This window comes from Chitinophaga sp. SVR4-12A (assembly GCF_056754765.1).
Window position 1 is genome coordinate 1975688 of record NZ_JBPGWP010000001.1, and the last position, 26159, is coordinate 2001846.

The window sequence follows — 26159 nt, forward strand, 5'->3', positions numbered from 1 at the left end:
TACTTTTTTAAAGTGATCTGAATTCGTTTTCAAAAGCGAACGCATACAGGTCTTTAAATCCTCTTTCTACATCCACCTCGGCAACGTCAGGTATAATTTCTCTAAGCCTCCTGGTATCAAATTGATGAACCGGGGTGGACAGGTAACTAGAAAACATAGGGCCTATTGTTTCATAGTACTGCTTTTCCAGTACTGACCTGTTCCCGGGCGGAGGCGTGTGGGGTATCAGGTCACATTTTATACCTGCATAACTGCACATACATTGCAACAGGTAGCTAACAGCCATATGCCGGGAACTGACTGCATTCAATTGATCTACAGTATCATTTTCAAACGATTTAACAATAGTTTTGGCTACGTAGTCGACCGGTACAATGTTCATACTGCCGGCGGGGTTCGATTCAATCCTTATTTTTTCTCCCTTATGAAGAATGTTTGACAAACTGCATGTCAGCAAAAATTTTCCAAACAAGTAAAACACGTTAAAAGTAGGGGTATAATATAATGGCTCATCCAGCATCCGGCCACATATGCTGGATGGCCTAATGATCTGCCACGCTTTACCATGATGCCGGCAGTATTGAATAAGTTCATATTCCATTTTAATTTTGAACTTTTCATACGGGTTACGGTTTTCAATCGAATCGCTTAAAACAGGGCTGCCATCTGCATCGAATTGTATATACTGGTCGGTGATCAAACCTTCATAATGACCTATTGAAAAAGCGCTGCTTATAAAAGTGAATTTATGCAATTTGGGCGTGCACCACGACAGTAAATGTTTTGTGGTCAGATAGTTGTGGGTAAAGGATTTTTCATGTGCAGTGGCAGTATTGGACAGGTCTGTTTCCGCGGCGGTATGAATAACATGGAGTTTATCAAAATCCTCCAATACGGCAAGATGCACGGTGTTCAATTCTTCAATGCCTGCTTCGATAAGTGTGATATGCTTCAATAAATCATCCACCGCATACCCGGCTAAATAGGCAGGCCTGTAACCATGGTCAATGACAGCTTTTAGCCGTTCCAACCCGGTTTGGTCCAGCCTGCCCCGTACAACAACGGCCAACTTCCCTTTCTTCTTCCCGGACGCATATAGCTGTAGTAATTCATACAGGACATGCCGGCCAAGTATCCCGGTAACACCGGTAAGCAATACATTTGTATCGGACATAAGAACAATGATTAGGTAGGCAAATAAATAAACGGTTCTATTATGCTCTAAGCAGGCTAAGTGATATTTTGTCAAATAATCTGTCATTGAGCAACCATCTCAGAAATATCATCTTACCCGCAAGGTATCCGACGGTATAGCGTGGGTTGGGCTTCCTGCTATTAATGGCCTTCACTATTACCTCACTTACCACCGTTGCACTTGAGGCTTTTCCCTCATAATACAATTTCTTCATAGTGGCCGCCAGACTGGTGACCATTGGAGTATAATCTGATTTCACCGTATTTTGTGTTAATGGTGCAGACACCACCTCATCAAATCCGGTTTTTATTATACCGGGCTCAATTATAATAACGTCGATCCCAAACTGCTGCAATTCAATTCTCAAGCAATCAGACCATGCTTCCAAAGCATGTTTTGTTGCATTATACCAGGCTCCCATAGGAGTGTATATCTTACCAACAAATGAGGAAACATTCACAATTGTTCCGGATCTTCCGGCACGCATATGGGGTAGTACTTTCTGTGTAAGGCTGGCTAAGCCAAAAAGGTTGACTTCAAACTGCCGTCGGGCATCCTGCAATCTAATTTCTTCTACCGCACCAAAAATGGCATATCCGGCATTGTTGACGAGGACATCCACACCTCCGTGCTTCCGGCTGATGGCTGCCACAGCACTCACAATATCCTCCTCTTCGGTAATATCCATTTTTATAATCGTTGCGCCGGCAGCCTCCAGATCATGCATTAGCTCGATCCGTCTTGCAGCTGCATAAACGATCAAACCTTCTTTTATTAGTCTTTTTGCCGTTTCTTTTCCTATGCCGGATGAGGCGCCGGTTACCAGTGCTACTTTTTTTTTCATTTTGTAATATTTAACGTTTTCAAAAGAGAATCATTAGCGCTTATTTATTAATTAACCATAGCCCTTCCTGCGTGCAGGGCATAAATCAGCCATACCTATCTCCGTTTGTGGAAAAGGAAGCAAATAAAGATGTGGGCTGCATGCGACTATTGCGGCACTTTATGAGATTATGTCATGAGCAGATATATGATATGGTCTTATTTAGATAAATGGGTTGTTGAACACGGGCGTCTTTGCGTCCTTCATCCCATACATCGCTTTTTTCAATGAGTGGGTTGACTGGTTGTGTGTTACTGATAGCATGACGCGCCATAGACGTATTATATCCGGGTTTTCATTTGTGGCAGTTCAAATATAGGTATTACTGCAAAATCGTAGTGTCGTATTTCTTCGCCCCCCAAGGTAGAATTAATTTTACATGAGGCAAGCCCAGAGCTGAGATGGTGATGTTATCGTAATGAGACAGCGTTGTAGAAATAATACTAACTCAAATTAATAATATGCCGTATAAATAGCTGCTTGCCGGCGTACCGGCAAGCAGCCTGTTCTTACCAGAGAGGATTCTGTTCTATCTTACCATTCGCATCGATTTCCTGTTGCGGAATGGGGTAATAATCATGTTTCTTCGCTACATAGAAATTCTTTCCTACTTTATCGCTGTTGGTCAGTTCCTGTTGCAGGAGGCCCCAGCGTTTCAGGTCATAAAAGCGCAAACCTTCGCGACAGAACTCTATCATGCGCTGGTGACGGATCTCTGCCATCATCTGGTCCTGCGTATAGCCGGCAGGGAGATCAGCCAATTTAGCGCGGTCGCGGATGCGTTTCACAGGGGCGTAGGCCTCTGCCGGACGGCCCTGCATGGTCACTGCTTCTGCGTACATCAGCAGGATGTCTGCAAAGCGTAAAGCCCGTTCGTTGATGTTGGAGGTGTAGTTACCGCCACCGGTGCCCCTGAGCTCATTTTCATTCTGCCAGTTCTGGTATTTCTTGAAGCGGGAGGTGAAGGAATACTCTGTGGGGAAAAATTTAGAGATAGCCTGTTTATAGAAGGTGCCTTCCTGTCCCTGCCATACCAGGGTGGCGTACATGCGCGGATCAAAATCGCCTGCGATGGTCTTTTCCTTCTTAAACTCGTTGAGCACTTTATTGGTAGGATAGGCCTCAAACCAGCCGGATACCAGCGAAGGAGCGAACTCCTGTGCGGTGGTAACACCGATTGATTCAGCAGGGCCCGAAGTAGCCCAGGGATTAGCGCCGCCTACATCCTGGATCTGGATCTCGAATACTGATTCTTCATTATTCTCGCGGGTAACGGTGAAATTGTCTTCATAGTTTGCCGTGAGATTGTAAGCATAGGGCGCCGCCAGCAGCTGTTTGAAAGCAGCTTCCGCTTTAGCCCACTGCTTTTGATACAGGTAGGCTTTGCCCAGGTAACCAAGAGCAGCGCCTTTGGTGGCGCGGCCGGTCCACTCAGGGGCCCATTTAATGGGCAGGTCTGTTACCGCTGCGCTCAGATCTTCCTCTATCTGTTTCCATACCTCCGCTTCAGGAGATTTAGCGATGGGGTATTCTTCTGTACCTGCAGGGATCGTTAAACGGATGGGCACATCCCCGAAATTGGTAACTAATATAAAGTAGTTAAGCGCACGCAGGAAGTGTGCTTCTGCCTTGTACTGTTTCTTATTCTCATCGGTAACACCGGCCACACCGTCTGTACGTTCCAGGATCTGGTTGGCCCTGAAGATAGCCTGGTAGGAGCCTTCCCAGAGGCCGTTCAACACGCCGTTGTCCGGGTTGTTCGTAAAGGTGGATAAGGAGTAAAGATCCTTTACATCGTTGCGGATGAAGAAGTCGTCTCCTCTGCCATTGGAAAGCTCTACGCCACGTACGCCCCAGTAACCGGTATTTACGTTACGCAGCAGGTTGTAGGTAGAGCCTAAAGCGGCCAGCACATCTGCTTCTGTTTTCCAGAAATCGTCCACCGCTACTGCATTCGGGTTCTTTTTATCGAGGAAGTCTTTGCTGCATCCCATGAACAGGACCGCCCACAGACATGCGTAAATGATATATCGTTTCATAAGAATCTCTTTGAGTGCGTTAGAAATTAAGTTGTACACCGATCGTAGCCGTACGTGCCAGCGGGTATTCTACGTGACCAAAATCCACCCCACGGTCAAGGATAGACGAACTGCGGCCAATGTCCGGGTTGTAGCCGTCATAGCCGGTGATGGTGAACAGGTTGTCGAAGCTCACATAGGCGCGCAGCCCGTCTGCACCCACCTTACGCAGTAGTGCGGTCGGCAGCGTATAGCCCAGCTGCAGGGAACGCATACGCAGGTAAGTACCGTTTTCCAGGAAACGGTCAGATACCCTGGTATTGTAGTTAGGATCATCGATCACAGCGCGGGGAAAATCCGTATGGCGCTCCGGTGTCCAGGCGTTCAGCGTGGCCTTGGAGTAGTTAAACTCGAGGTTCATGCCATCCAGGTCCATTCTGAGGCCGTTATAGATCTTGTTGCCAACAGTGCCCTGGAAGAACATGGCCAGATCAAAGCCTTTGTACCTGGCATTAAAGCCAAGGCCATAAGAGAATTTAGGGAAGGCGCTGCCGCAGTATTGTTTATCTTCATCGGAAATGATACCATCCCCATTGGCGTCTACAAAACGGATATCACCGGGCGATGCATTGGGTTGTACCAGGTTGCCGTTCTTGTCTTTGTATGCATCGATCTCTTCCTGCGAATTAAAGATGCCATCTGTTTTGATCAGGTAGAAGGAACCTACGGAGCCGCCTTCTTTGGTAGTGGTGGTGGAGGATCCGTGGTGCGTAGGCTGGCCGCCATAGAGCGGCAGACCGCCCAGCAGCTTATCTACTTTATTCCTGTCTAATGCGAAGGTGGCATTAACGCCGTAAGAGAGCTCTCCTAAGCGCCCGTTGTAAGCAGCGGCTATTTCAAGGCCCCTGTTGAAGATGGCGCCTGCATTCATCACCGGATCGGAGGTAACGCCTACGGAGCCGGGAATGGGCAGGTTCATAAGAATATCGGTGGTATGCTTGATGTAATAATCTGCCGTTAAGGTAAGTTTATTGTCAAAGAAACCGGCATCCACGCCTACGTTGAAGGTGGATGTATTTTCCCATTTTATGTTGGGATCTACCAGTGCGCGTTGAATGGCGCCGTACCATTTAGCCTGGTCGATACCGGTTACATAGTTGAGATTAGTGGCGATGGTAGCAATGTACTGGTAATCGGCCATTTCCTGGTTGCCCAGGATACCGTAGCTGGTTCTCAGCTTCAGCTGGCTGATGGTTTTGCTCAGCGGTTTAAAGAAGTCCTCGTTGCCGATGTTCCAGCCCAATGCTATTGAAGGGAAGTTACCATAGCGATGTGCCGGAGAAAAGCGGGAGGAGCCATCACGGCGGAAGCTGGCGGTGAGCAGGTAGCGATCGTCATAAGAATATACGATCCTGCCTAAGATAGACAGCAGGCCGCTCTGTAATTCATAACCACCGCTGCTGCGCACCCCGGCGCCGGCATCCAGTACTTTTACGCCATCCGGCAGATCCTGCACGGAAGCGGAGTCTGTACGGAAGCGGCTCACCTGTGAAGCATAACCTGCCAACACCTGCAGGCGGTGCTTGCCAAAAGTATTGCTGTAGTTCAGCGTATTCTCGCCCATTACAAAATTACGTTCATCACGTCTTTCCCAGAGATCGTTGGTGGCATGGGCAAACAGCTCTCCTACTTTGTAGCGCTGCGCATAATCGTATGCTTGTCCGCCGGTGTAGATATAACCCAGGTTGAACTTATAGGTCAGCCCTTTGAACAATGATACCTCTGCATAGGCATTGGTGATCACATTCGTATACCTGTTCCAGATGCTTTCCAGGTTAAGCTGCGCCATTGGATTGGCCACGTTCACCACCGGGCCGTAGGCGCCTGCGTAGCCGCCTTGTGCAGTGGGATCATATACCTGGAAGACCGGGATCATTTTTACGGCAGAGCCTACGGGGTTACCACCCTGGCCGCCCCAGCCGCCGGGCATGGTAATGGTCTTTTCGCGGGAGATAATAACGGTCTCGCCTATCTTAAAACGGCCTTTGGTGGTTTCAGACTTGATGCGCAGGTTAAGGCGGTTATAGCCTGTTACTTTTACAATGCCTTCCTGGTTGAAGTAACCGCCGGAGATGCTGTAATTGCCATTCTCGCCGCCACCGCTGATATTGAGCTCATAGCTCTGTATGGGAGCCGTGCGGTACACCTCATCCTGCCAATCCGTACCGGCGCCCAGGGAGTCTGGATTCTTTGCGATATCCAGGCGGGGAACGCCTGCTGCGTCATGAGCGGCATTGCTCACAGTGGCCCACTCGCTTGCATTGAGCACGTCTAGTTTCCGGGCCAGTTTCTGTACGCCATAATAGGCATTGAAGCTGATAGCCGTTTTACCACCGGCGCCGGAGCGGGTCGTTACCAGCACTACGCCATTGGCAGCGCGGGAGCCGTAGATAGCGGCTGCAGATGCATCTTTCAGCACTTCGATGGAAGCGATGTCAGAAGGCATCAGGTTGTTAATGCCGGTTACCTGTACGCCATCTACGATGTACAGCGGGCTGTTGTTATTCAGGGTACCTACGCCTCTTACCAGCACGCGGGTACCGGAGCCTGGGTCGCCACCGGCAGACTCTATCTGTACGCCGGCGATCTTGCCCTGCAAGGCTTTGGATACGTTATTCATTCCGGCTGTTACCAGGTCGCCGGCTTTTACGGAAGCTACGGCCCCGGTAAGGTCTGATTTGCGGATGGTGCCATAGCCCACCACTACCAGCTCTCCCAGCTGTTTGGAACTTTGCTGCAGCTGTACATTAGCAGCTGCGCGGCCATTGAGCGGCACATCCTGCGGCTGATAGCCGATGAATGTGAACATCAATGTGGCGTTAGGGTTGCTGACTGTTATCCTGTACTTTCCATCCGGTCCGGTGACCGTGCCGGTAGTTTTTCCTTTCTCTGTGATGCTCACGCCGGGTAATGGCGTGCTGGCTGAATCTGTTACCGTTCCTGTTACCACTGATCCCGTTTGTGCAGAGAGCCGGGAAGTGCATAGCAGGCATAGCAACAGCATGCAAATAAGGCTGCATGACCTGGTCATTGTTCTTTGCATAGAAATGGGTTTAATAGTGAAGAAAACTAAAGCGGGCGAAAACGTCTATTCATATAAAGCCTGAATATTTTTTATATCTACTGCTACAGCCGGTTTAAAATCTTTTCCTTCCATGTATGCCAGCAGGCTGCTGTACAACTGGCGTGCGGCCAGGCGATGCTCCAGGTCATGTGTGAGATCCATGGAGCTGACCATGATCTTTCCTTTTCCTACCTGCGCTTCGAACAACAGGGCCAGCTTCCTCGCATCAAACCAGGTGTCTATCAGCTGCACGGCAGGCATGAGCGACGCCGGAAAACCGTGCAGGTCCATAGGCTGCGCAGTATGCAGGAGGTCCCACCATTGCCAGTTGCTGTAATACTCCGTAGGAAAGCTTTTGAATAAAGGCGCAGCGGGCCTGCACAGGATACCGAGGGTGTGTGGCCCCTGGCCGCTGGTCCATTCGGTGTTCCAGAATACGGTTGACATGCCGGTCTTTATTTCCTTTCCTTTACCAGACCTGATCTTTCCATTGAGCAGCAGCAGTACGGAGGCGCCGTTCTCCAATTGCTTTTGGATCTGTGGGGTGAGTGTTTCGGTTACTACCAGATTGGCAGGTGCTGTTGTGTTCACCTGGTCTGGATACACCCAGAAGTCCCAATCGTTCACGCCTAGTTTGCCTACGCTTATCTCCAGGTTCAGCTTTTCCGGCGCCTTTACACGGGAAAGATCGAAGGAGATGTTGCCCGCGGGATTGTCTGTACGGAAATCGAGATCAGCCTGCAGAACGCCACTGGACAATACCCGTTTATCCTTTCCTGTTATTCGCCAGTGCAAGGGTGTTTGTTGCAGGCGGTCTTTTCCGAAGTGTGATACCTGCACTGCTGCGCTAAAGGTTTCTGTATTCTTCCAGGTGAATTTTGGTATCAGCGCCAGCGGAACAGTGGCGGAAGAAAAGCGGTGGAATGCAGCCGGTGTAAAGTAAGGTTTACTGTTCCAGAAGGGGTCCAGGATGCCTACGAGCGCAGTGCCTTGTCCGGGAAAATCGTGCAGGTCCAGCAACTGGTAGCCGGCATAATTGGTACGCATGCCTGCTTCAATGTCTGCCTTATAGCAAAGCGCCTGCAGCTTACCGGAGGCCATGAGAAAGTCATGCGCCTGTGGCAGCAGGTGTTCCTTTTTCATGAAATCGCGGAAGATCTCAAAGTTGCGTGCCTGCAGTAAACCTGTATATTTCTTTATTTCTGTAAAGTCGGGATATACGCACCACTGCCCTATTTCATGCGCTACTACGGGTTTGCCCGGTGCGGGCAGCTTTTTCATCTTCTCCTTAAAATCAAACAAAGTGTTGGGCGGCTGTGCGTTGATGACGCTTTTCAGCTCTTCGCCCCAGCCTTGTATACGGGGGTCAGGTGTGATGTGGTAATCGTTCTGTGCAATGAGCGGCCAGCCGGAACCAGCGCTATACAGGCGACGGTTGTCTTTCTGCTGCCAGTATTGAACGAAGGCGGCGAGATAAGGATCCCGTTTCTTACCGCCGGCAGGTTCATTGGTGGGCACCAGCATACAGAAGGAAGGGTGATTGCCATAGGCAGCTACGATGCGATTGCTTTCTTCATACAGGTAGCGGTCTATTGGAGTACCTTGTCCCACCTCGGCCCAGGCGTCGACTTCCACGGAGAGATAGATACCTGCATGATCGGCGGCTGTAAAGGCAGCCTCGGGCGGGCACCAGGAATGGAAGCGCATATGGTTCAGGCCGTGCGCCTGCAGGATGCGGAAGATGCGGCCCCAGGCAGCAGTGTCTGTTGGCGGATAACCAGTGAGCGGAAAGATGGCACATTCCAGTGTGCCGCGGAGAAAGATGGGGCGGCCGTTCACAAAAATCTTATCACCCTGGGCATGGATATCACGCATCCCGAACAGCACCTTACGTTCATCGCTGTACTTGTTATCCGCCGTCTGTAAGTGAACGGAGAGTTGATATAACCCGTGATGAAATTCATCCCATCGCTGCGGGTCATTCCCCATGGGATATTGCAAGGTGACAACGCTATCGGCGGCAGCAAGGTCTTGTGTAAGCGGTGGCAGTGCAGTGCCTTTGCCCGGTAATTGCGCATGCAGGCTAAGCTTAGCGGCAGCGGCCTGCGGAGTAGTATGCCCGATCCAAACCTTTACGCTGGCTGTTTTAGCAGCGAGATCAGGGAACACCTGTACCTGTTTGATGAATACAGGATCGCCTGCTTCGAGCGCCATGTTACCGGCAATGCCATTCCAGGTGCCCTGTGTCTGATCACTGGCGCTGTGTGCGTTCACGCCAACATCCACAATATAGCGGTTGTCTACCCGGATACTGAGCGTGTGTTTACCGGGTGTAAGCAAAGCGCTGAGGTCGTACACATGCGGTGTTGCCAGGCTGCTGTCTGCCCCTGCGGGCTGATCGTCTACAAAAACGGTGCTGCTCCAGTGGCAGCGTTCCAGCGTTAAGGTGATATGTTTATTTTTCCAGTTTGCGGGAATATTCACTTCCCGCTGATACCAGGCCGGGCCGGTGTAATATTTTACGGGCGTGAGCCAGAAGGGAAATTTATAATTCTCATCGCTGCGATAAGGGGCGTACTTTTCCTGTTGCAGGAAGCGCTCGGCTTTTTCACCGATCCAATTGATGCGCACGGAAGGGTTGTCGCCATAACCTTGAGCCTGCATGCTACCGGGCAGTTTTACAGGATCTGTCAGCTGCTGGCGGTACCATTGCTCATCAAGTCCTTTATCTTCCCTATCGAGCTTAAAATGCCATTGGCCTGCCAGTGGAAGCTTTTGCTGTGCGTGTAAGAAAAAAATATTGCAGCATAAGATGCCGCCAAGGGCTATCAGTAACTTGGTTTTTTTCATAATGTGGAATCTCTGTTATTGACTACTGTATGCTAAAAATGGAAAAGGTATGTGTATACAAATTTATCTACTGTGTGTTGGGTACACAATGGAAAATATAACTGTAAATGATGGACAATTTTCTTGTCAAACTGACATGATGTCAATGAAAATAGTGCTTTTAACTATATTTACCATATGACACTCCAAAAAGCGATCGAAATAGCCTTTGAGGCGCACAAAGGCCAGACTGATAAATACGGGGCGCCTTATCTTGGTCATGTTACCCGGGTGATGAACATGGGGAAGACAGAGGAAGAAAAGATCTGCGGTGTATTGCATGATGTGGTGGAAGATACGGACTGGACATTTGATCAGCTGGCGGCAGAGGGCTTTAGTCCAAGGATCCTGGAAGCTTTACGCTGTGTTACGAAATTATCTCCTGATGAAGATTATGATCATTTCACGGCACGCATACTGCCTAACCGCCTGGCCTGCCAGGTAAAGCTGAATGACCTTACGGATAACATGGACCTGCGGCGTATGCCGGAAGTAAAGGCGGAAGATGTTGCACGCCTGAACAAATATCTGAAGGCCTACCGGCAGGTTACCGCTGCTATTGATGCAGCTTCCTGAGCCGTGCTATATAACCGCCACCCGGGGCCATGTGGATGCTGAGCGAATCCTAAGCGGCCAGCCGAAAGGTATCTATACGATAGTCTGAAGGATAGCGGTCTGCATTAATGCCGTCTGCGCAAATAGTTGCCTCATAAGCGCCGGCATCCAGGAAAGACAGCGGGACAGATAATTCCCGGGGCGACCAGTCTGTCATCCCTCCAATGAACCACTCCTCTCCTTTCTTACGCGCAGTAACAATATAGTCGCCTAATGCGGCGGTGATGACCAGCGTAGTATCCCAAACAGTAGGGATACTGCCCAGGAGCTCCATATAAGCAGGCTCCATGAGGCCCTGGGAGGGGTTGCCGGAAAAGATCTGCATGGGACTGTCGTATACGATGAACATTGCGCCCTGGTGACAACGGGTGCCCTGCGACATCACCTTATCAGCAATGGGACGGAAGGTTTTTTCTGTCGCATTATCCAACAGACCGGGCTCATAGTCCATAGGGCCGGACACCATGCGGATGAAGGGTAAGAGCAGATCATGCTCCGGTGTGGCTTTATTGCTCCAGATGTTATATTCTGATCCCAGTACACCTTCGCGTGTCACCGCATGGGGCCAGGTGCGGTTAAAGCCGGCTGGCTTACATGCGCCATGGAACATGATCATGATGTGATGCTTTGCACAGGCAGCTGCTATGCGGTGATAGAAGTTAACCGTGCGCTGATCATCGCGGTCCATAAAGTCTGTCATAATAAAATCAACGCCCCATTTATTGAACTGCTGCAGGGCAGGTTCCAGCTGCCGGTCCAGCGTCATGGCGAGGGTCCACATACTGAGCTTGATATTGTGCGCTTTTGCATAGGCGGCTATCTCTTCCATATCCACGGCGGGATGGATCTTAAAGAGGTCTTTATAATCACTCCAGCCGGCGTCCATCATGATGCGACTAAAGCCGAAGCGTTTTGCAAAGTCGATATAGTATTTGTAGGTAGCCGTGTTGATGCCGGATTTGAAAGGAACGTTAAAAAGGTTGATGCCGATGATCCATTCATCGGTGCCTTTGCCGGGATTGATCCAGGAAACATCAGACAGCCTGGATGGAGCAGCCAGGCGATAGACAAGATCATTGAGAGGCAGCTCGCTGTCTTTAGCAGCAATCAGCAGTACACGCCAGGGAAAGGTTCTGCTGCCGGCGGTCCTGGCCAGGAAGTCTGCCCGTTTGGTAACCACCAGCTGCGGAAATTCTCCGTTTGTTGCTTCTTCTTCCAATGGATAGGGCGCAAATTTTCCTTGCAGGGAATGGTTCCCGGCGCCAGTGAGGAACATGCCGGGATAATCTTCGAGATCAGATTCTGTAATGACAATACGCGGTCCGTTTGGAACAGCTACCAGCACAGGCGTGAAGCAAAGGTTATTGGCAGTAAGGCTGTCTACAGGCTTGTGCTGATAAGGTTCTTCAAAACTGGTATGAAAGCTGTCGGCGTTCTCCCGTTTTACTACTTCAGGGTAGTATATGGGAAAAGCTTCGTAGAAATTGAACGCTGCTGTTTCTCCCCTGATGGTGATGGTGTCTTTTAGGTGAGTGGCAAAACGATAGGCTACGCCGTCGTTATACACGCGGAAGGTAAGGCTGAAAGGATGACGGAAACGGATGGTGACTTCGTTATAGGCATCGGGGATCCGCTTTCTTTTTTCGGGTACGGGGGATGTGATCAGCTCATTTACAGAGCGGGTAGTGACCTGTTTAATGGAAAAATCATCCTGGAGGCCTGCCAATTGCAGGGCGATCTGAGAAGGGCGGAGCAAGGTTTGCCCGTTGAATGTAAGAGAATAGAAAATGCCTTTGCTAACAGCAATGTGCACCCTGATCTTTTTATCGGGAGAGAAGATGTCTTTGATAACTGCGCCCTGTGAAAAGGCGCCTGATAACAGGAAGGCAAAAGCCAGGCAGACCGTCTTCATAGCGTGGACTTTATTTATTCCGAAAGCTTAGTGTAAATTAGCTGTTTTAACCCAGATATGTTATGCGTTCCCTTTTTGGTTTATTACTGTGTTGCTGTGTCACCTTAGCCCATGCGCAGCAGGAAGTAAAAGTATACACCGCTCAGAGAGGTACTACTACCATCCTGTATGCTGCCAATGCAGGACTTTGCCCCGCCTCTGTTCAACTGGACACTTATCTTGACAATATGCGTGTGGTGAGATCTGCAGAAAAAGTATTCATCGTTCCTGAAAGGACCGATGCTTTCAAGTTATGCGAGCTGGCGCCCATGAACCCTACACGCCCGTACAACTTCAGGTACAATTATAAATTTGTGCTGGGCAACGTGCTGCAGCAGCAGTATGACAGCACTTACGACTATGATCTTCCTTACCGCCAGGGATCCGGCCACCTTGTTTACCAGGGCTATAATGGCAGCTTCTCCCACCAGGGGCAGTACGCGCTGGATTTTACCATGCCGGAAGGCACGGAGATACTGGCCGCCCGTGACGGTGTGGTGATAAAGGTGGTGCAAAGCAACAGCCAGGGTTGCCCACAGGAAAGCTGCAAACAGTACGGTAATTATATACAGATCTATCATTCTGACGGCACCTTTGCAGAATATATACACCTGAGAAAAGACGGCGCCACGGTGCAGCCTGGTGATCATGTGCAGAAAGGGGATGTGATCGGTTACAGCGGGAATACCGGCTGGAGCAGCGGTCCGCATTTGCATTTTGACTGTTTCCTGGCGGGTTGGGAGAACAGGAAAACAATCATGACGAAATTCAGGCTCGGCGATGGTAACAGCGCCGGTTATTTAAAGGAAAGTGAAACCTATAGCAGGGGATATTAGCCGGTGGTCATGGCTTCAACAGCTTGAATGCGTGCGACCACTGGTTATGCAGAAGGCCGGGTATACACCAGAGCATACAGAGCGGTTCTATTGCGCGGGCGGCCACTGCCCTTCCCATATCAGCCGTTTCCCAGCCAAAATCTGACAGCAGCACACTTACGGTGCCCTTGGCGGCATCATCATCACCACAGATGAACATGGTAGGCGGGCCTCCGGGCAAGTTCGGCTTATACATTTGTGAGCTGCCTACACTGTTAAATGCTTTTACCATCTTAGCCCGGGGGATCAGGCGCTGGGTTTTTTCCATCAGTGATTCATCCAGGTCTGTAAAGAATTTCAGTACGCCGTGCTCAGGAGATACTCCGGCTATGGGATTGGTGGTATCGATGACTATTTTACCAATGAAGTTGATCGGGCCTGCCTGTTGAACGGCTGATGCTGCTACTCCACCCGCTACGGCCAGCACCAGGATCTCGCCAAATTCTGCCGCCGTTTCAAAGCTGCCTGCCTGCGCGCCGCTGTTATCATGCTTCCACTTTTTCACTTCCTTTTTATCTGTATCGCGGGTGCCCATCATTACCTCATGACCTTCTGCTAAGAACGCAGTGCCCAGGGTCTGGCCTACAGCGCCGGAACCTATAATACCTATTTTCATAGCGTGGAGTATTTAAACGAATATAACGAAAAATTACCGTTTACCCTTGAACGTGGTGGGCGAAATACCCAGTTTGCCCTTAAACACCGTAGAAAAATACGCGGGTGATGAGAACCCTGTTTTATAGGCCACTTCCGCCACCGAGAGATCTTCGTGCTGCAGGTAATATTTTGCCTTCCGGAGACGGGTGTCGAGTATGTATTCATTGATATTTACTCCCATCAGCGCCTTTACTTTGCGATATAACTGCACCTTGGAGATATTCATCTGCTTATAAATATCCTCGATAGAGAAATCCTCATTGCCGATGTTGCGTTCCACGATAGCGGTGAACTCAGATACAAAATGCAGATCGCCCTTACGCGATACGGTAGTGCGCAGGGCTGCAGGCATAGCGGCTGTGAAATGCTCTTTCAGATGACTACGGTTGGCCAGCAGGCTGGTTAACGTATGCTGCAGCACCTGGAAATCAAACGGCTTGGTAAGGTAGGCGTCTGCCTTGTTCTGCAGGCCTTCCACCTGCTGCTCAGGAGCAGATTTTGCCGTAAGCAGTATAACCGGTATATGCGCGGTGCGCACATCCGCCTTGATCTCTTTCAGCAGGGCGTTGCCATCTTTTACAGGCATCATCACATCACAGATGATCCCATCGGGCAGGTATTCAAAGGCCAGCTGCAGGCCTTTCTGCCCGTTATCAGCTTCCAGGATCTCGTAGGCATCAGACAGGCGGAGCTTTAAGAAGCTGCGCAGCTCGGGATTGTCTTCTACCAGCAGCAATACGCCTTTTTCCTGTGCGGCGCCTGGATTGACAGCTTCTTCTTCCGCCAGCGGCAAGAGATCTGCGGTGTAAAGCGGGTCTTTTTCCTGCAGCTCATTTGTGTCTACCTGCAGGCTCAGTTCTTCCGGCGCAAAATGCTGGTTGCCCAGGGGAATGGCGACGGTAAAAACAGCGCCTTTATGCGGTTCACTGGCAGCGGCAATGGTACCATGATGCAGGTTCACCAGCTCTTTGCAGAGGGCCAATCCGAGGCCGGAACCTTTATGGCTGTCGTAACCGCCCTGGTAAAAAATATCGAAAGCATGTTCCAGCACTTCCCGCGACATGCCGATGCCGTTGTCTTCCACGCTGATGAGGGCATTATGATCCTTCTTTTCCAGGCGCACCAGGATAGCGCCATTGTCGGGCGTGAACTTGAAGGCGTTAGACAGGAGATTGAACAGCACTTTATCCATCATACCGGCATCTATCCATACTGGCAGGCTTCTTTCAGTGGTGATCATACGGCAGTCGATACTGCGTTTCTTGGCAGTGGGCTGGAAGGACTCGATGATCTCGCCGGTGAAGTTCACCAGATCATGTTCTGCCGCCTTTACCTGCATTTTGTTGAACTCCAGCCTGCGGAAGTCTATCAGCTGGTTCACCAGCTGCAGCAGGCGGATGGCGTTACGGCGGATAATAGACAGCTGCTGGCGTTCAGCGCCCTGGATGCGGGAGCGGCGCAGCAGCTCTTCCAGGGGTGTGATGATCAGCGTTAAGGGTGTACGGAACTCATGGGAGATATTGGTGAAGAAGTTGATACGGGCCTCGTTGGCCTTTGCCGCAGCGGCGCTCATCTCTATCAGCTGGCGGCTCTGGCGGCTGATCTCTTCATTCTGCAAGGCCAGCTGCCGGTTGATACGCCGGTTGAGATAGCGGGAATATAAAAGCAGACCGGCAAATACAACGGCGGCGCCCAACGTAATGCCCAGGATATACAGCATGGTGCGCTGGCTGTTATAGACCCTTTTCTGTTCTGCCAGCATATCCTGCTGGCGTTCTATATCCTGCTGCTGGGCCAGTATTTTATTGGTTTGCAGCTGCATCATACGCACGTTGGTGGTATCTACCACCAATGTTTGCAGGAAGGTTTCTTTGGGCAGGGCTTTGTGCTGCAGTATGCTGATGGCATTACGAATGGCTTCTGTACCACCGGTAGGGTACAGCATGGAGGCGGTCAACACCCGCCGGGCCACCATTTCAAGTCCGGCGCCTTTACCGGGCAGCGCATCCACCCCAATAACCTTTATATGCTGTGCTCCGGCCCGTTCACTTGCCTCGCGGGCGCCCCGGGCCATCACATCGTTATGGGCAAATACCAGATCTGCCTGGGTCAGTGTTGCGGGGATGCGGTCCAGCGCTTGCTCGGCCTTCTGCTGTACCCAGTTACCGCGTACGGTACTCAGCAGGTGGATGCCCGGATGTTTTGCGATCGCCTCCTGGAAGCCCTGCGTTCTTTCAATAGCCGGTGAGGATGCCGGCAGACCGGTTACCTCTATTACCCTGCCCTGCCCTTTTAAGAGGGCAGCCACATATTCGCCGGCCAGCAGACCTACCTGGTGGTTATCGGCCCCAATATAGTTCGTGTATTTAGCGGAAGCGATCTTACGATCTACCACGATCACCGGGATGCCTTTATTATACACCTCCTCTACCACAGGGGTGAGCGGACGGGCTTCGTTGGGGGAAATGATGAGCAGGTCGATATCCCGGGCCAGCAGCTCTTTTACCTGGCGCACCTGCAGCTCGCTGTTGTCGTTTGCCTGTTTATAGATCAGCTCAATGCCGGGGTGGAAGGACAGCTCGCGCTGCATTTCCGCGAGCATCGACTTACGCCAGTGGTCTGCATCGCCGCACTGCGAAAAACCTATCCGGTAATGTTTAACGGGAGGAGAAGGACGGCAGCCGGTCCAGAAGACCAGGACGAGCCATAAAACGAAGCGCAGCTGAATACAATAACGTGGCATCATGATGATACAAAAGTAGAAAGCCGTGGTACAAATTTGAAACTCTCTCTTAAAATTAAGAAATAAACCGATGCTTTTTATACTGACTATTAACGTATAGTGTTTTATTACCAGATGATACAATTTCGAAAGTGATTGAAACGGAGGCATAGCGCTTTTGTATGCCATTGCGATAGTTTGGCGATAAATCTTTTCCCGTTATGATGAAAAAAGTCTTCTTCTGGAGCATAGTAGTAGCACTAGGCGGTTTTCTTTTCGGCTTTGATACAGCAGTTATTTCCGGCGCAGAACAATCTATCCAGCAATACTGGCGCCTGGATCATTTCCAGCATGGCCTTACGGTATCTATTGCATTGATAGGCACCATCCTGGGCTCGCTGCTGGGCAGCATCCCTTCTGAAAGACTGGGCAGGAGAAAGACTTTAATCCTGATCGCAGCCCTTTACCTGGTGGCTTCCCTGGGCACTGCGCTGGCCACCAATTGGTATGTATTCCTGCTTTTCCGTTTTATGGGAGGTATTGGGGTAGGCGCGTCTTCGGTGACTGCGCCCATTTATATATCAGAGATATCACCGGCGCATTCAAGGGGTAAGCTGGTAGCCTTATTCCAATTCAACATCGTGCTGGGCATCCTGATCTCTTACCTCTCTAATTACCTCATTGGACAGGAAAGTGAAACAGCCTGGCGCTGGATGCTGGGCGTACAGGTGTTGCCCTCTACCCTCTTCCTGGTGCTGTTAAGCTTCGTACCGGAAAGCCCGCGCTGGCTGATCGTAAAGAAAGGCAGGATAGCGGAGGCCACTGCCACCATGCGGATCATCAGCCCGGATCATTACGAGGCAGAAATAGCCGCTATCCGCAGCGACATGCAACGCAATCAGCATACTGCCGGTGAGTCGCTGTTCTCCCGCAAACACCGCTTCCCGGTGTTCCTGGCTGTGACGTTTGCCGTGTTCAACCAGGTGTCGGGCATCAACGCTATTATCTATTACGCGCCCCGGATATTCGAGATGACGGGACTGGGCAAACAGTCCTCCCTGCTTTCCAGTGTGGGGATCGGCTTTGTGAATTTCGTGTTCACCCTGATCGCCATCAATTTTATTGACCGCATCGGGCGGAGAACGCTGATGCTGATAGGCTCTTTAGGACTGATCGTAACGCTGGGGCTTGTATCGCGGGCCTTCTACACTAATGACCTGGGCGGCATCGCCGTGACCGTTGCCCTGCTGGTATACATTGCCTTCTTTGCTTTTTCACAGGGGGCTGTAATCTGGGTGTTTATCTCAGAGATCTTCCCCAACCAGGTAAGGGCCAAGGGCCAAACGCTGGGCAGCCTTACGCATTGGGTGATGGCCGCCGTGATCGCCTTCTCCTTCCCCATCCTGGCGGAAGACCTGGGCGGCGGGCATACCTTCCTGTTCTTCTGTATCATGATGGTATTGCAGCTGCTGTTTGTATGGAAAGTGATGCCGGAGACAAAAGGCAAATCGCTGGAACAACTGGAAACCACTTTTATCATGCATTAAACGCTGAACGCTAAATGCACATTGCTAACTGCTAATTGCTACTCATGAACTATCAACCAATGCAAGCGCATCAGGCCGTATGTTACGGGGAGCTGTTGTGGGACCTGCTACCCTCCGGCCCGCAGCCCGGCGGCGCGCCTATGAACGTAGCTTATCACCTGCATAAGCTCGGCTGTAACCCGGCTATGATCACCCGTATAGGCATTGACGAAAGAGGGCGCAAACTGCTGGACATCCTGAAAGGGAAAGGTGTTTGCACCGACTACATACAGCTGGACTACGAGGTACCTACCGGGATTGTACATGCTAAGCCGGATGCACAGGGCGATATGCAGTATGATATTGTTTCGCCTGCGGCCTGGGACCATATTGTGCCTGATGCCGCTACTACCGCTATGGTGGAGGCTACCGGTTACTTTGTATTCGGCAGCCTGGCCAACCGTAACAACACATCCCGCACTACGCTGTTTGAGCTGCTGGAAGCCGCCAACACCAGGGTGCTAGACATCAACCTGCGGGCGCCTCATTACAGCCGTGCACTGATAGAAGCCCTGCTGGAAAAGGCGCATATCCTTAAAATGAATGCAGATGAGCTGGAACTGGTTACCGGCTGGTTCACCGACTATAAGAGCATAGAGGACCGGATCAAGCTGGTGCAGGACCGGTTCCATATTCCCACGATCGTGATCACCAGGGGGGCCAATGGGGCTATACTGAATATGGAAGGCCAATTGTATGAGCATGCGGGTTACCGGGTGCCCGTAACGGATACGGTAGGCAGCGGCGACTCTTTCCTGGCCGCTATTATCGCCATGCTTATTCAAAAGGCCGATCCCGATACCATGCTGGATTTTGCCAACAGACTGGCTGCAACTATCACCACTTACAAGGGCGCTTGCCCGGATTATGACATAACAAATTTAAAGTTTGAGGTTTGAGGTTTGAGGTTTGAAGTTCGTTGAAAGTTACGGGTTCAAGGCAAGTTACCTTGCCTGCCAGTTGGACACTTAATGAAGCAGGATGGCATGTTCTGAACATCTAACCTTTAACGAACCTCAAACCTCAAACCTCAAACCTCAAACCTCATACCTGAAACTTTTTAAAATCCACGTTCGTATGAAAGATTGTCTACTTATGCTGGCAATCCTGCTGACAAGTTTCAGCAGTTTTGCACAACAAAAAAAGGTGACGGGCACTGTCACCGAAAAAAGCACACAGATCCCCTTACCGGGCGTTACTGTACAGGTCAAAAATCAGTCGGCTATTACCGACAGCGCAGGCAGGTTCTCCATCGCTGCTGCGCCGGAGAGACGATCTCTTTCTCTTATGTAGGCATGAAAAGAGCTTCGGCCAATGTGCCATCCAGCGGCAATATCAGTCTCGAAATGGAAAGAGACGCCAGTAACCTGGAAGCCGTTGTGGTAACGGGTTACCAGACACAGAAAAAGGCCGACCTTACGGGCGCCGTATCCGTGGTAGACGTAGGCGCTATCAAAGACATTCCTTTGGGCAACCCGGTAAAGGCCCTGCAGGGACGTGTACCGGGCGTATTCATCACCAGTAACGGCGCACCTTCGGGCGAGGCCACCGTTCGCGTACGCGGCATTGGTACCCTGGGCAATAATGACCCCCTCTATGTGATTGACGGCGTGCCTACCAAACGCGGTTTGCAGGAACTGAACCAGGATGATATTGCCACCATACAGGTGTTGAAAGATGCATCTTCCGCCACCATCTACGGATCGCGTGCAGCCAACGGCGTTATTATCGTGACCACCAAAAAAGGCCGCAAAGGATTTACCCGGATAGATGTGGATGCCTCTACCTCTGTACAGTTCTATACCAAAAAACAAAAGACACTGGATGCAGACGGCCGCGGAAAAGCTTACTGGCAGGCATCTGTGAACGACCGTACCGATCCTAACAACAACCAGATCTACCAGTACGACTGGAACGGTGATTATGATCACCCGGTGCTGAACAAGATCATTTACCCCGAGTTTATAGATGCTGCCAAAACCATGCGGCCTGCCAATACTTACTGGTATGATCAGATAGCACAGACATCCATCATACAGCAATATAACGTCTCTGTAAGCAGCGGCAGCGAAAGGGGCAGCACCCTGTTCTCACTGGGCTATTACGACAACAAGGGTATTGTAAAGGAATCAAACAATAAGAAGCTCACCGCCAGGCTGAACACAGATTATAACTTCCTGAACGGCAAACTGAAGATCGGTGAGAACCTGAACGTATCGTATATCCGCAACCGGCTGATCCCCATCAGTGATGTGATGTTCACGTCACTGGTACAACAGCCCATAGTGCCCGTACATACTGTAGACGGCGGCTGGGGCGGCCCTGCGCCTGGTATGACAGACCGTCATAATCCCGTGCGCCTGATAGCAGATAATAAGCAGAACACGAACCATTTCTATCGCGTGTTCGGAAATGTGTATGCGGATGTTTATCCACTGCCTAATTTGCATTTCCGTACCAGCGTGGGAGTGGATTTCAACGGCAGCTACCAGCGTACTTTGCGTAAATCCTATACTTCCGGTTTCCTGTCTGATCCTTCCAACCAGACAGCTACCCAACAGATCTATGACGGCAACTATCTCTGGCAGAACACACTGGATTATAAGCTGGACCTGGGCAAGCACCGCTTTGATGCCTTGCTGGGACATGAATACATCAAATACCTGAACCAAAGCTTCTCTGCATCCCGCCAGGGCTATGCACTGGAGAACATTGACTATGCCTACCTGGATGCCGGCTCTACCAATAAAGACAACGGCGGCAGCGGCACCGGTTATGCGCTCCTCTCCTACTTCGGAAAAGTGAACTACGTATATGACAACCGTTACCTGGCTTCTGTTACCCTGCGCCGTGACGGTTCTTCGCGCTTCGGCAAGGAATACCGCTATGGTATGTTCCCCGCCTTCTCACTGGGATGGCGCGTAAGCGAAGAAGCATTCATGAAAGGGCAGGATCTCATCTCTGATCTGAAATTCAGGTTTGGCTGGGGTAAATCAGGTAACCAGGAAATTGCGAACAACGCTACGTATGCTTTATACGCTGCTATCTACGGTGTTGATCCCACCTGGGTATTTGATAACGGCAGCGCTTATGATATAGGTGGGAATGGATCAGGACAGCTGCCATCCGGCTTCACCCGTATACAGCAGGGCAATGATTCATTGAAATGGGAAGGCACGAAAGAATCTAACATTGGTGTGGACTTCGGCTTATTCAACAATAAGCTGTCGGGCTCTGTAGATTACTTCATCAAAAAGACCTCGGATATATTGATCAGTCCAGGTTACCTGGCCGTACAGGGCGAAGGCGGTAACTACTGGTTCAACGGCGCCTCCATGCAGAATAAGGGCATTGAAGTGATCCTGTCTTATACCGGTAATGTAAGCCGCGAACTGGGCTTTACAGTAACCGGTAATTTCTCTTCTTACCGCAACAAGGTGACCAGTCTGCCTACACAGGTACTAACCTCCTATCCCGGCAACGGTACAGACAAAACCATCCTGGGACGGCCGATCAATTCTGTGTTCGGTTATGTAGCGGATGGTTTGTTCACTTCACAGCAGGAGGTGGATGAATCGCCTGCGCAAGTGGGTAAAGGCCTGGGCAGGATCAGATACCGTGACCTGAATAACGATAAGGTGATCGATGATAAGGACCGCGACTTCATTGCCGACGGTAATCCTGATTTCCTGTATGGTTTGAATGTGGAACTGAACTACAAAAATTTTGACCTCAGCTTCTTCTTCCAGGGTGTACAGGGTATTGATGTAAACAACACTTTTAAGACCTTTACGGACTTCTCTTCTCTCTGGGTAGGCAGCAACTGGGGTGAAAGAACGCTGAGCGCGTGGACACCGGAAAATCCCAACTCCACTATTCCTGCGCTGACACTGGTGAACCGGAATAACGAAGGAAGGACTTCCACTTACTTCTACGAGAACGGTTCTTATCTCAAGCTGCGTAATATACAAGTGGGCTATCGTTTTAAACATCTTTTTGGCAGCGGCAAGGTGCAGGCAGCCAGGGTATACCTGCAGGGCAGCAACCTGCTTACGTTCAAGAGCAAGGGATTTACTGCTGCCGACCCGGAAACACCGGATAATGCTTTCCCTATTCCGGCTATTGTTACCGCAGGGCTCAATGTATCATTCTAATCAAGCAAACACGTCTGTTATGAAAAACGTTATAATATTAACAATCTCCTTTTTACTGTTGTTATCCTGTAAAAAAGCATTGGATGAAACGCCGCAGGGCGTAGTATCCGACGAGGATCTCAACACACCTGAGAATGTAGACAAGATGGTGATTGCTGCGTACTCTTCCCTTGGCAATGATCACTACACCTCTCCTTACACCAGTATGTGGCCCTATGGCAGCGTACGCGGCGGAGATACCTATAAAGGCGGCGATGGACCGGGCGACATTAGTGAGTTTCACCTGTTTGAAACCTTCTCCCTGAACAGGATAGATAACGGGCTGGCCGATGAACTGTGGTTCCGTTTATATGTTGGCATAGGGAGGACGAATGATGCCTTGCGCAGGCTGGACAAGATGGATGAAGGCACTTATCCCAACAAATCAAAAAGGCAGGGAGAAATGCGTTTCCTGCGGGGACATTTTTATTTCCTGGCCAAGATCCTTTTCAAGTATGTGCCTTTTATAGATGAGACTATTCCGCAAACGGCGTATGAAACTATTTCCAACAGGGCTTTATCCAATGACTCGCTCTGGGGCAAGATAGCAGATGATTTCCGTGCTGCGGTGGCACAGCTGCCTGATGCGGCGGAGCAGGCGCAGGTAGGCAGGGCCAATAAGCTGTCTGCCAGGGCATACCTTGCCAAAGTATTGCTGTACCAGGCTTATGAGCAGGATGAGAACAACAACGTGACCCGTATCAATACCGGCAAGCTGATGGAAGTGAATAGCCTGTGCGATGAGATCATTCAATCCGGCCATTATGTATTGAATACTGATTATGGTTATAATTTCCTTACCTCGCATGAGAACAGTAAAGAGTCTGTATTTGCCATCCAGTACTCCAAGGATGACGGAACGCCCAAGGGACGGCTGGATTACGGGCATGCGCTGAACTATCCCATGAACCAGGAGTATGGCTGCTGTGGATTTCATGTGCCCAGCCATGACCTGATCAATGCCTTTAAAACAGGCGCTGACGGCCTGCCGATGTTCAATACGTATAACGATAACGATGTGGCAAAATCAGGCGATTACCAGACCAATACTTTTGATCCGCGCCTGAACCATACGGTGGCTATTCCCGGCAAGCCCTATAAATATGCAGCCGGTTTTGTCTTTCAACGCTCCTGGGCGCGGGCACCCGAAGTGTATGATGCATTTGCCAGCCTGAAGGAGGTGGTGACACCGGATGATCCTTCGTTTCAGAAGGTGCCGCCGTTTATGTCCAGCTCCAAAAACTGGGATATTATCCGATATGACGATGTACTGTTGTTTAAGGCGGAAGCTTTGATAGAACTGGGACGGCAGAATGAGGCATTGCCGCTGATCAATCAATTGCGTACCCGCGCCGCTGCGAGTACCGGTATGCTGAAGCTATTAAACGGCCAGCCAAGCGCTAATTACGGCATGAGCACTTACCAGCCCGGCGTGAACTGTACCTGGACACAGGATTTTGCACGGCAGGCCTTGAGGTGGGAAAGGCGACTGGAATTTGCGACGGAAGGTTATCATTTCTTTGACCTGGTACGCTGGGGTATTGCAGCAACGTATATTAATGGATATTTTACAGTAGAAAAAAAGCGATCGGCGCATTTGAATGATGCGGCTTTCAGGAAAGGACGGGATGAGTATTTGCCGATTCCGCTGAACCAGGTAAATTATAGCAGGGGATTGTATCAGCAGAATGTGGGATGGTAAAGAACGTAAAAAGTAAAAAAGAAAAAAGTAAAAATATGAAGATTGTACTGACAGGGTTTTTATTATTCTTTCTTTCTCTTGCAACGGTAAAAGCACAGAGCAGCGCACCGGAAGAAAGCTTCAGCCAGGTGTTCAAAGCTACTGATCAATGGCTGGTGCTGCCCGTAAAGAATGGCGCACCGAAAAAGAACGTGGAGTTGTGGATAGACGGCGTAGAAGAACGCCGGTTTGATATTGAGCTGGCAGATGGTAAGCCGGACTGGCTGGCTTATATCGATATCAGCGCCTGGAAGAACAAGGAGATCGAATTACGTGTGGATAAACTGAGCGCTTCATCAGCGGCTTTTCATCCTATTAAACAAAGCAATGAAGATACGAATGCGGGCACCCTGTATGGGGAAAAGCTGCGGGGACAATTCCATTTCTCGCCCAAAAGAGGATGGACCAATGATCCTAATGGACTGGTGTATTACAATGGCGAATACCATCTGTTCTTCCAGCACAACCCTTACGGTGTAAACTGGGGCAATATGACCTGGGGACATGCGGTGAGCAAAGACCTGGTTCACTGGCAGGAGCTGGGCGACGTGCTGCACCCTGACCACTCGGGGCCGATGTTCAGCGGCGGCGCCGTGGTAGACAGCAATAATACCAGCGGGCTTGGAACAGCAGGTAAAGCACCCATGGTGATGTTCTATACCGCTGCCCGCGCCTGGGGACAATTCCTTGCCTGGAGCACAGACGGCCGTACCTTTAAAAAGCTTGGCCATGCCGTTGTGCCACGGATCAATAAAGATAACCGCGACCCTAAAGTGATCTGGCATGCGCCTACGCAGAAATGGGTGATGGTATTATGGGTAGAACGCGATAAAGGACAGCATACCATTCAATTCCTCACTTCGCCCGACCTGCTGCACTGGACGGCTGTCAGCGCCGTTAAAGGCGGCATCGGAGATGACCGTTATCTCTTTGAATGCCCTGAATTTTATGAGCTGCCTGTTGAAGGTACCAACGAAAAGAAATGGGTACTAACCGCTGCCAACAGCCAGTATGCTGTGGGCAGCTTTGACGGCACTACCTTCACACCTGAAGAAGAACGACTGAACGGGCAGCTGGGCAGGGACTACTACGCCTCGCAAACCATCAGTAATGAGCCCTCCGGCCGCCGCATAGAGATAGGCTGGTGGAGAACACATACCAATAAAGAAGGCATGCCTTTTAACCAGTCGCAAAGCATTCCCATGGAGCTGAAGCTGGTACACACGGAGAAGGGTATACGCCTGAGCCGTACACCGGTGAAGGAACTGGAGGCGTTACGTGGGGCAGCTCATCCTGTAAATGCCCGCCGCCTGAAGGAAGGCGATGCAAATCCTTTGGCTAAGATCCAGGCCGGACCGGTGGAAATAAGAACAGAAATAGCGCCAGGTACCGCAAAGGAAGTGGTGCTGGATATACACGGCTTACCCGTGACCTATGATGTGAGCAAACAGGAACTGGTGATCGACGGTGTACGGGCGCCTGCGCCTTTGAGCAAAGGCAGGCTAAGCCTCATCATTTATGCAGACCGTATAGGTGTAGAGGTATTTACTGCAGACGGATTATTATTCATGCCGGTGAATGTGAATATAGACAGTGAGAACCATTCATTGGGATTATCCGTAAAAGGCGGCACTGCGGCATTAAAAAATATGACGGTGTATGAGCTGAAAAGTATTTGGTAATAAACACGATAAACGAGAAAGGGGGTGT

16 protein-coding genes are annotated in these 26159 nt (G+C 50.4%); 8 read left to right on the forward strand and 8 right to left on the reverse strand.

Features of this window, described 5'->3' with window-relative positions:
- Window positions 1-7: 7 nt before the first annotated feature.
- The 5 genes from ACR9Y8_RS07985 to ACR9Y8_RS08005 all read right to left on the reverse strand — a co-directional run bounded on the left by ACR9Y8_RS07985 (window position 8) and on the right by ACR9Y8_RS08005 (window position 10070).
- Window positions 8-1249 (reverse strand): SDR family oxidoreductase, encoded by a 1242-nt coding sequence (locus tag ACR9Y8_RS07985; protein ID WP_481212718.1) that lies wholly within the window; start codon window positions 1247-1249, stop codon window positions 8-10.
- Window positions 1215-2039, reverse strand: coding sequence for an oxidoreductase (locus ACR9Y8_RS07990; RefSeq protein ID WP_481212719.1), 825 nt, complete (start codon window positions 2037-2039; stop codon window positions 1215-1217). Before ACR9Y8_RS07990 ends, ACR9Y8_RS07985 begins: the two co-directional genes overlap by 35 nt.
- A gap of 548 nt (window positions 2040-2587) precedes the next feature.
- Window positions 2588-4117 carry a RagB/SusD family nutrient uptake outer membrane protein gene (locus ACR9Y8_RS07995; protein WP_481212720.1) on the reverse strand — a complete coding sequence of 510 codons (1530 nt, stop codon included), beginning with the start codon at window positions 4115-4117 and terminating at the stop codon, window positions 2588-2590.
- Between the two features lie 19 nt (window positions 4118-4136).
- The gene (locus ACR9Y8_RS08000; RefSeq protein ID WP_481212721.1) at window positions 4137-7199 is read right to left on the reverse strand and encodes a SusC/RagA family TonB-linked outer membrane protein; all 3063 of its coding nucleotides are present in this window, start codon (window positions 7197-7199) and stop codon (window positions 4137-4139) included.
- Window positions 7200-7244: 45 nt separating this feature from the next.
- The gene (locus ACR9Y8_RS08005) at window positions 7245-10070 is read right to left on the reverse strand and encodes a glycoside hydrolase family 2 protein (protein WP_481212722.1); all 2826 of its coding nucleotides are present in this window, start codon (window positions 10068-10070) and stop codon (window positions 7245-7247) included.
- Between the two features lie 177 nt (window positions 10071-10247).
- On the opposite strand from ACR9Y8_RS08005, the gene ACR9Y8_RS08010 reads away from it, so the two are divergent.
- A complete protein-coding gene (locus tag ACR9Y8_RS08010) occupies window positions 10248-10685 on the forward strand; it encodes a phosphohydrolase (RefSeq protein WP_481212723.1) in 438 nt (145 codons plus the stop codon).
- Window positions 10686-10734: 49 nt separating this feature from the next.
- On the opposite strand, the gene ACR9Y8_RS08015 is transcribed toward ACR9Y8_RS08010, so the two are convergent.
- Window positions 10735-12636 (reverse strand): glycoside hydrolase family 97 protein, encoded by a 1902-nt coding sequence (locus ACR9Y8_RS08015; RefSeq protein WP_481212724.1) that lies wholly within the window; start codon window positions 12634-12636, stop codon window positions 10735-10737.
- A 62-nt stretch (window positions 12637-12698) separates the two neighbouring features.
- On the opposite strand from ACR9Y8_RS08015, the gene ACR9Y8_RS08020 reads away from it, so the two are divergent.
- Entirely contained in the window at window positions 12699-13511 is an 813-nt protein-coding gene (locus ACR9Y8_RS08020) for a M23 family metallopeptidase (protein WP_481212725.1), read from the forward strand.
- Window positions 13512-13518: 7 nt separating this feature from the next.
- Here ACR9Y8_RS08020 and ACR9Y8_RS08025 read toward each other — a convergent pair whose 3' ends face one another.
- Window positions 13519-14166 carry an NADPH-dependent F420 reductase gene (locus tag ACR9Y8_RS08025; protein WP_481212726.1) on the reverse strand — a complete coding sequence of 216 codons (648 nt, stop codon included), beginning with the start codon at window positions 14164-14166 and terminating at the stop codon, window positions 13519-13521.
- A gap of 33 nt (window positions 14167-14199) precedes the next feature.
- Complete coding sequence (locus tag ACR9Y8_RS08030; RefSeq protein ID WP_481212727.1) at window positions 14200-16953, reverse strand: substrate-binding domain-containing protein; 2754 nt, start codon at window positions 16951-16953, stop codon at window positions 14200-14202.
- A 197-nt stretch (window positions 16954-17150) separates the two neighbouring features.
- On the opposite strand from ACR9Y8_RS08030, the gene ACR9Y8_RS08035 reads away from it, so the two are divergent.
- The 6 genes from ACR9Y8_RS08035 (at window position 17151) to ACR9Y8_RS08060 (ending at window position 26131) form a co-directional block, all read left to right on the forward strand.
- Window positions 17151-18476: a sugar porter family MFS transporter gene (locus ACR9Y8_RS08035; RefSeq protein WP_481212728.1), complete on the forward strand. Its 1326-nt coding sequence runs from the start codon at window positions 17151-17153 to the stop codon at window positions 18474-18476.
- A 44-nt stretch (window positions 18477-18520) separates the two neighbouring features.
- Window positions 18521-19414, forward strand: a complete 894-nt coding sequence (locus tag ACR9Y8_RS08040) for a carbohydrate kinase family protein (RefSeq protein ID WP_481212729.1) — start codon at window positions 18521-18523, stop codon at window positions 19412-19414.
- 178 nt (window positions 19415-19592) lie between these two features.
- Window positions 19593-19808 carry a carboxypeptidase-like regulatory domain-containing protein gene (locus tag ACR9Y8_RS08045; protein WP_481212730.1) on the forward strand — a complete coding sequence of 72 codons (216 nt, stop codon included), beginning with the start codon at window positions 19593-19595 and terminating at the stop codon, window positions 19806-19808.
- A gap of 2 nt (window positions 19809-19810) precedes the next feature.
- On the forward strand, window positions 19811-22669 hold the full coding sequence (locus tag ACR9Y8_RS08050; protein WP_481212731.1) for a SusC/RagA family TonB-linked outer membrane protein: 2859 nt from the start codon (window positions 19811-19813) through the stop codon (window positions 22667-22669).
- A gap of 19 nt (window positions 22670-22688) precedes the next feature.
- On the forward strand, window positions 22689-24410 hold the full coding sequence (locus tag ACR9Y8_RS08055) for a RagB/SusD family nutrient uptake outer membrane protein (RefSeq protein WP_481212732.1): 1722 nt from the start codon (window positions 22689-22691) through the stop codon (window positions 24408-24410).
- A 35-nt stretch (window positions 24411-24445) separates the two neighbouring features.
- Window positions 24446-26131, forward strand: a complete 1686-nt coding sequence (locus ACR9Y8_RS08060) for a glycoside hydrolase family 32 protein (RefSeq protein ID WP_481212733.1) — start codon at window positions 24446-24448, stop codon at window positions 26129-26131.
- The last annotated feature ends 28 nt before the right edge of the window (window positions 26132-26159 follow it).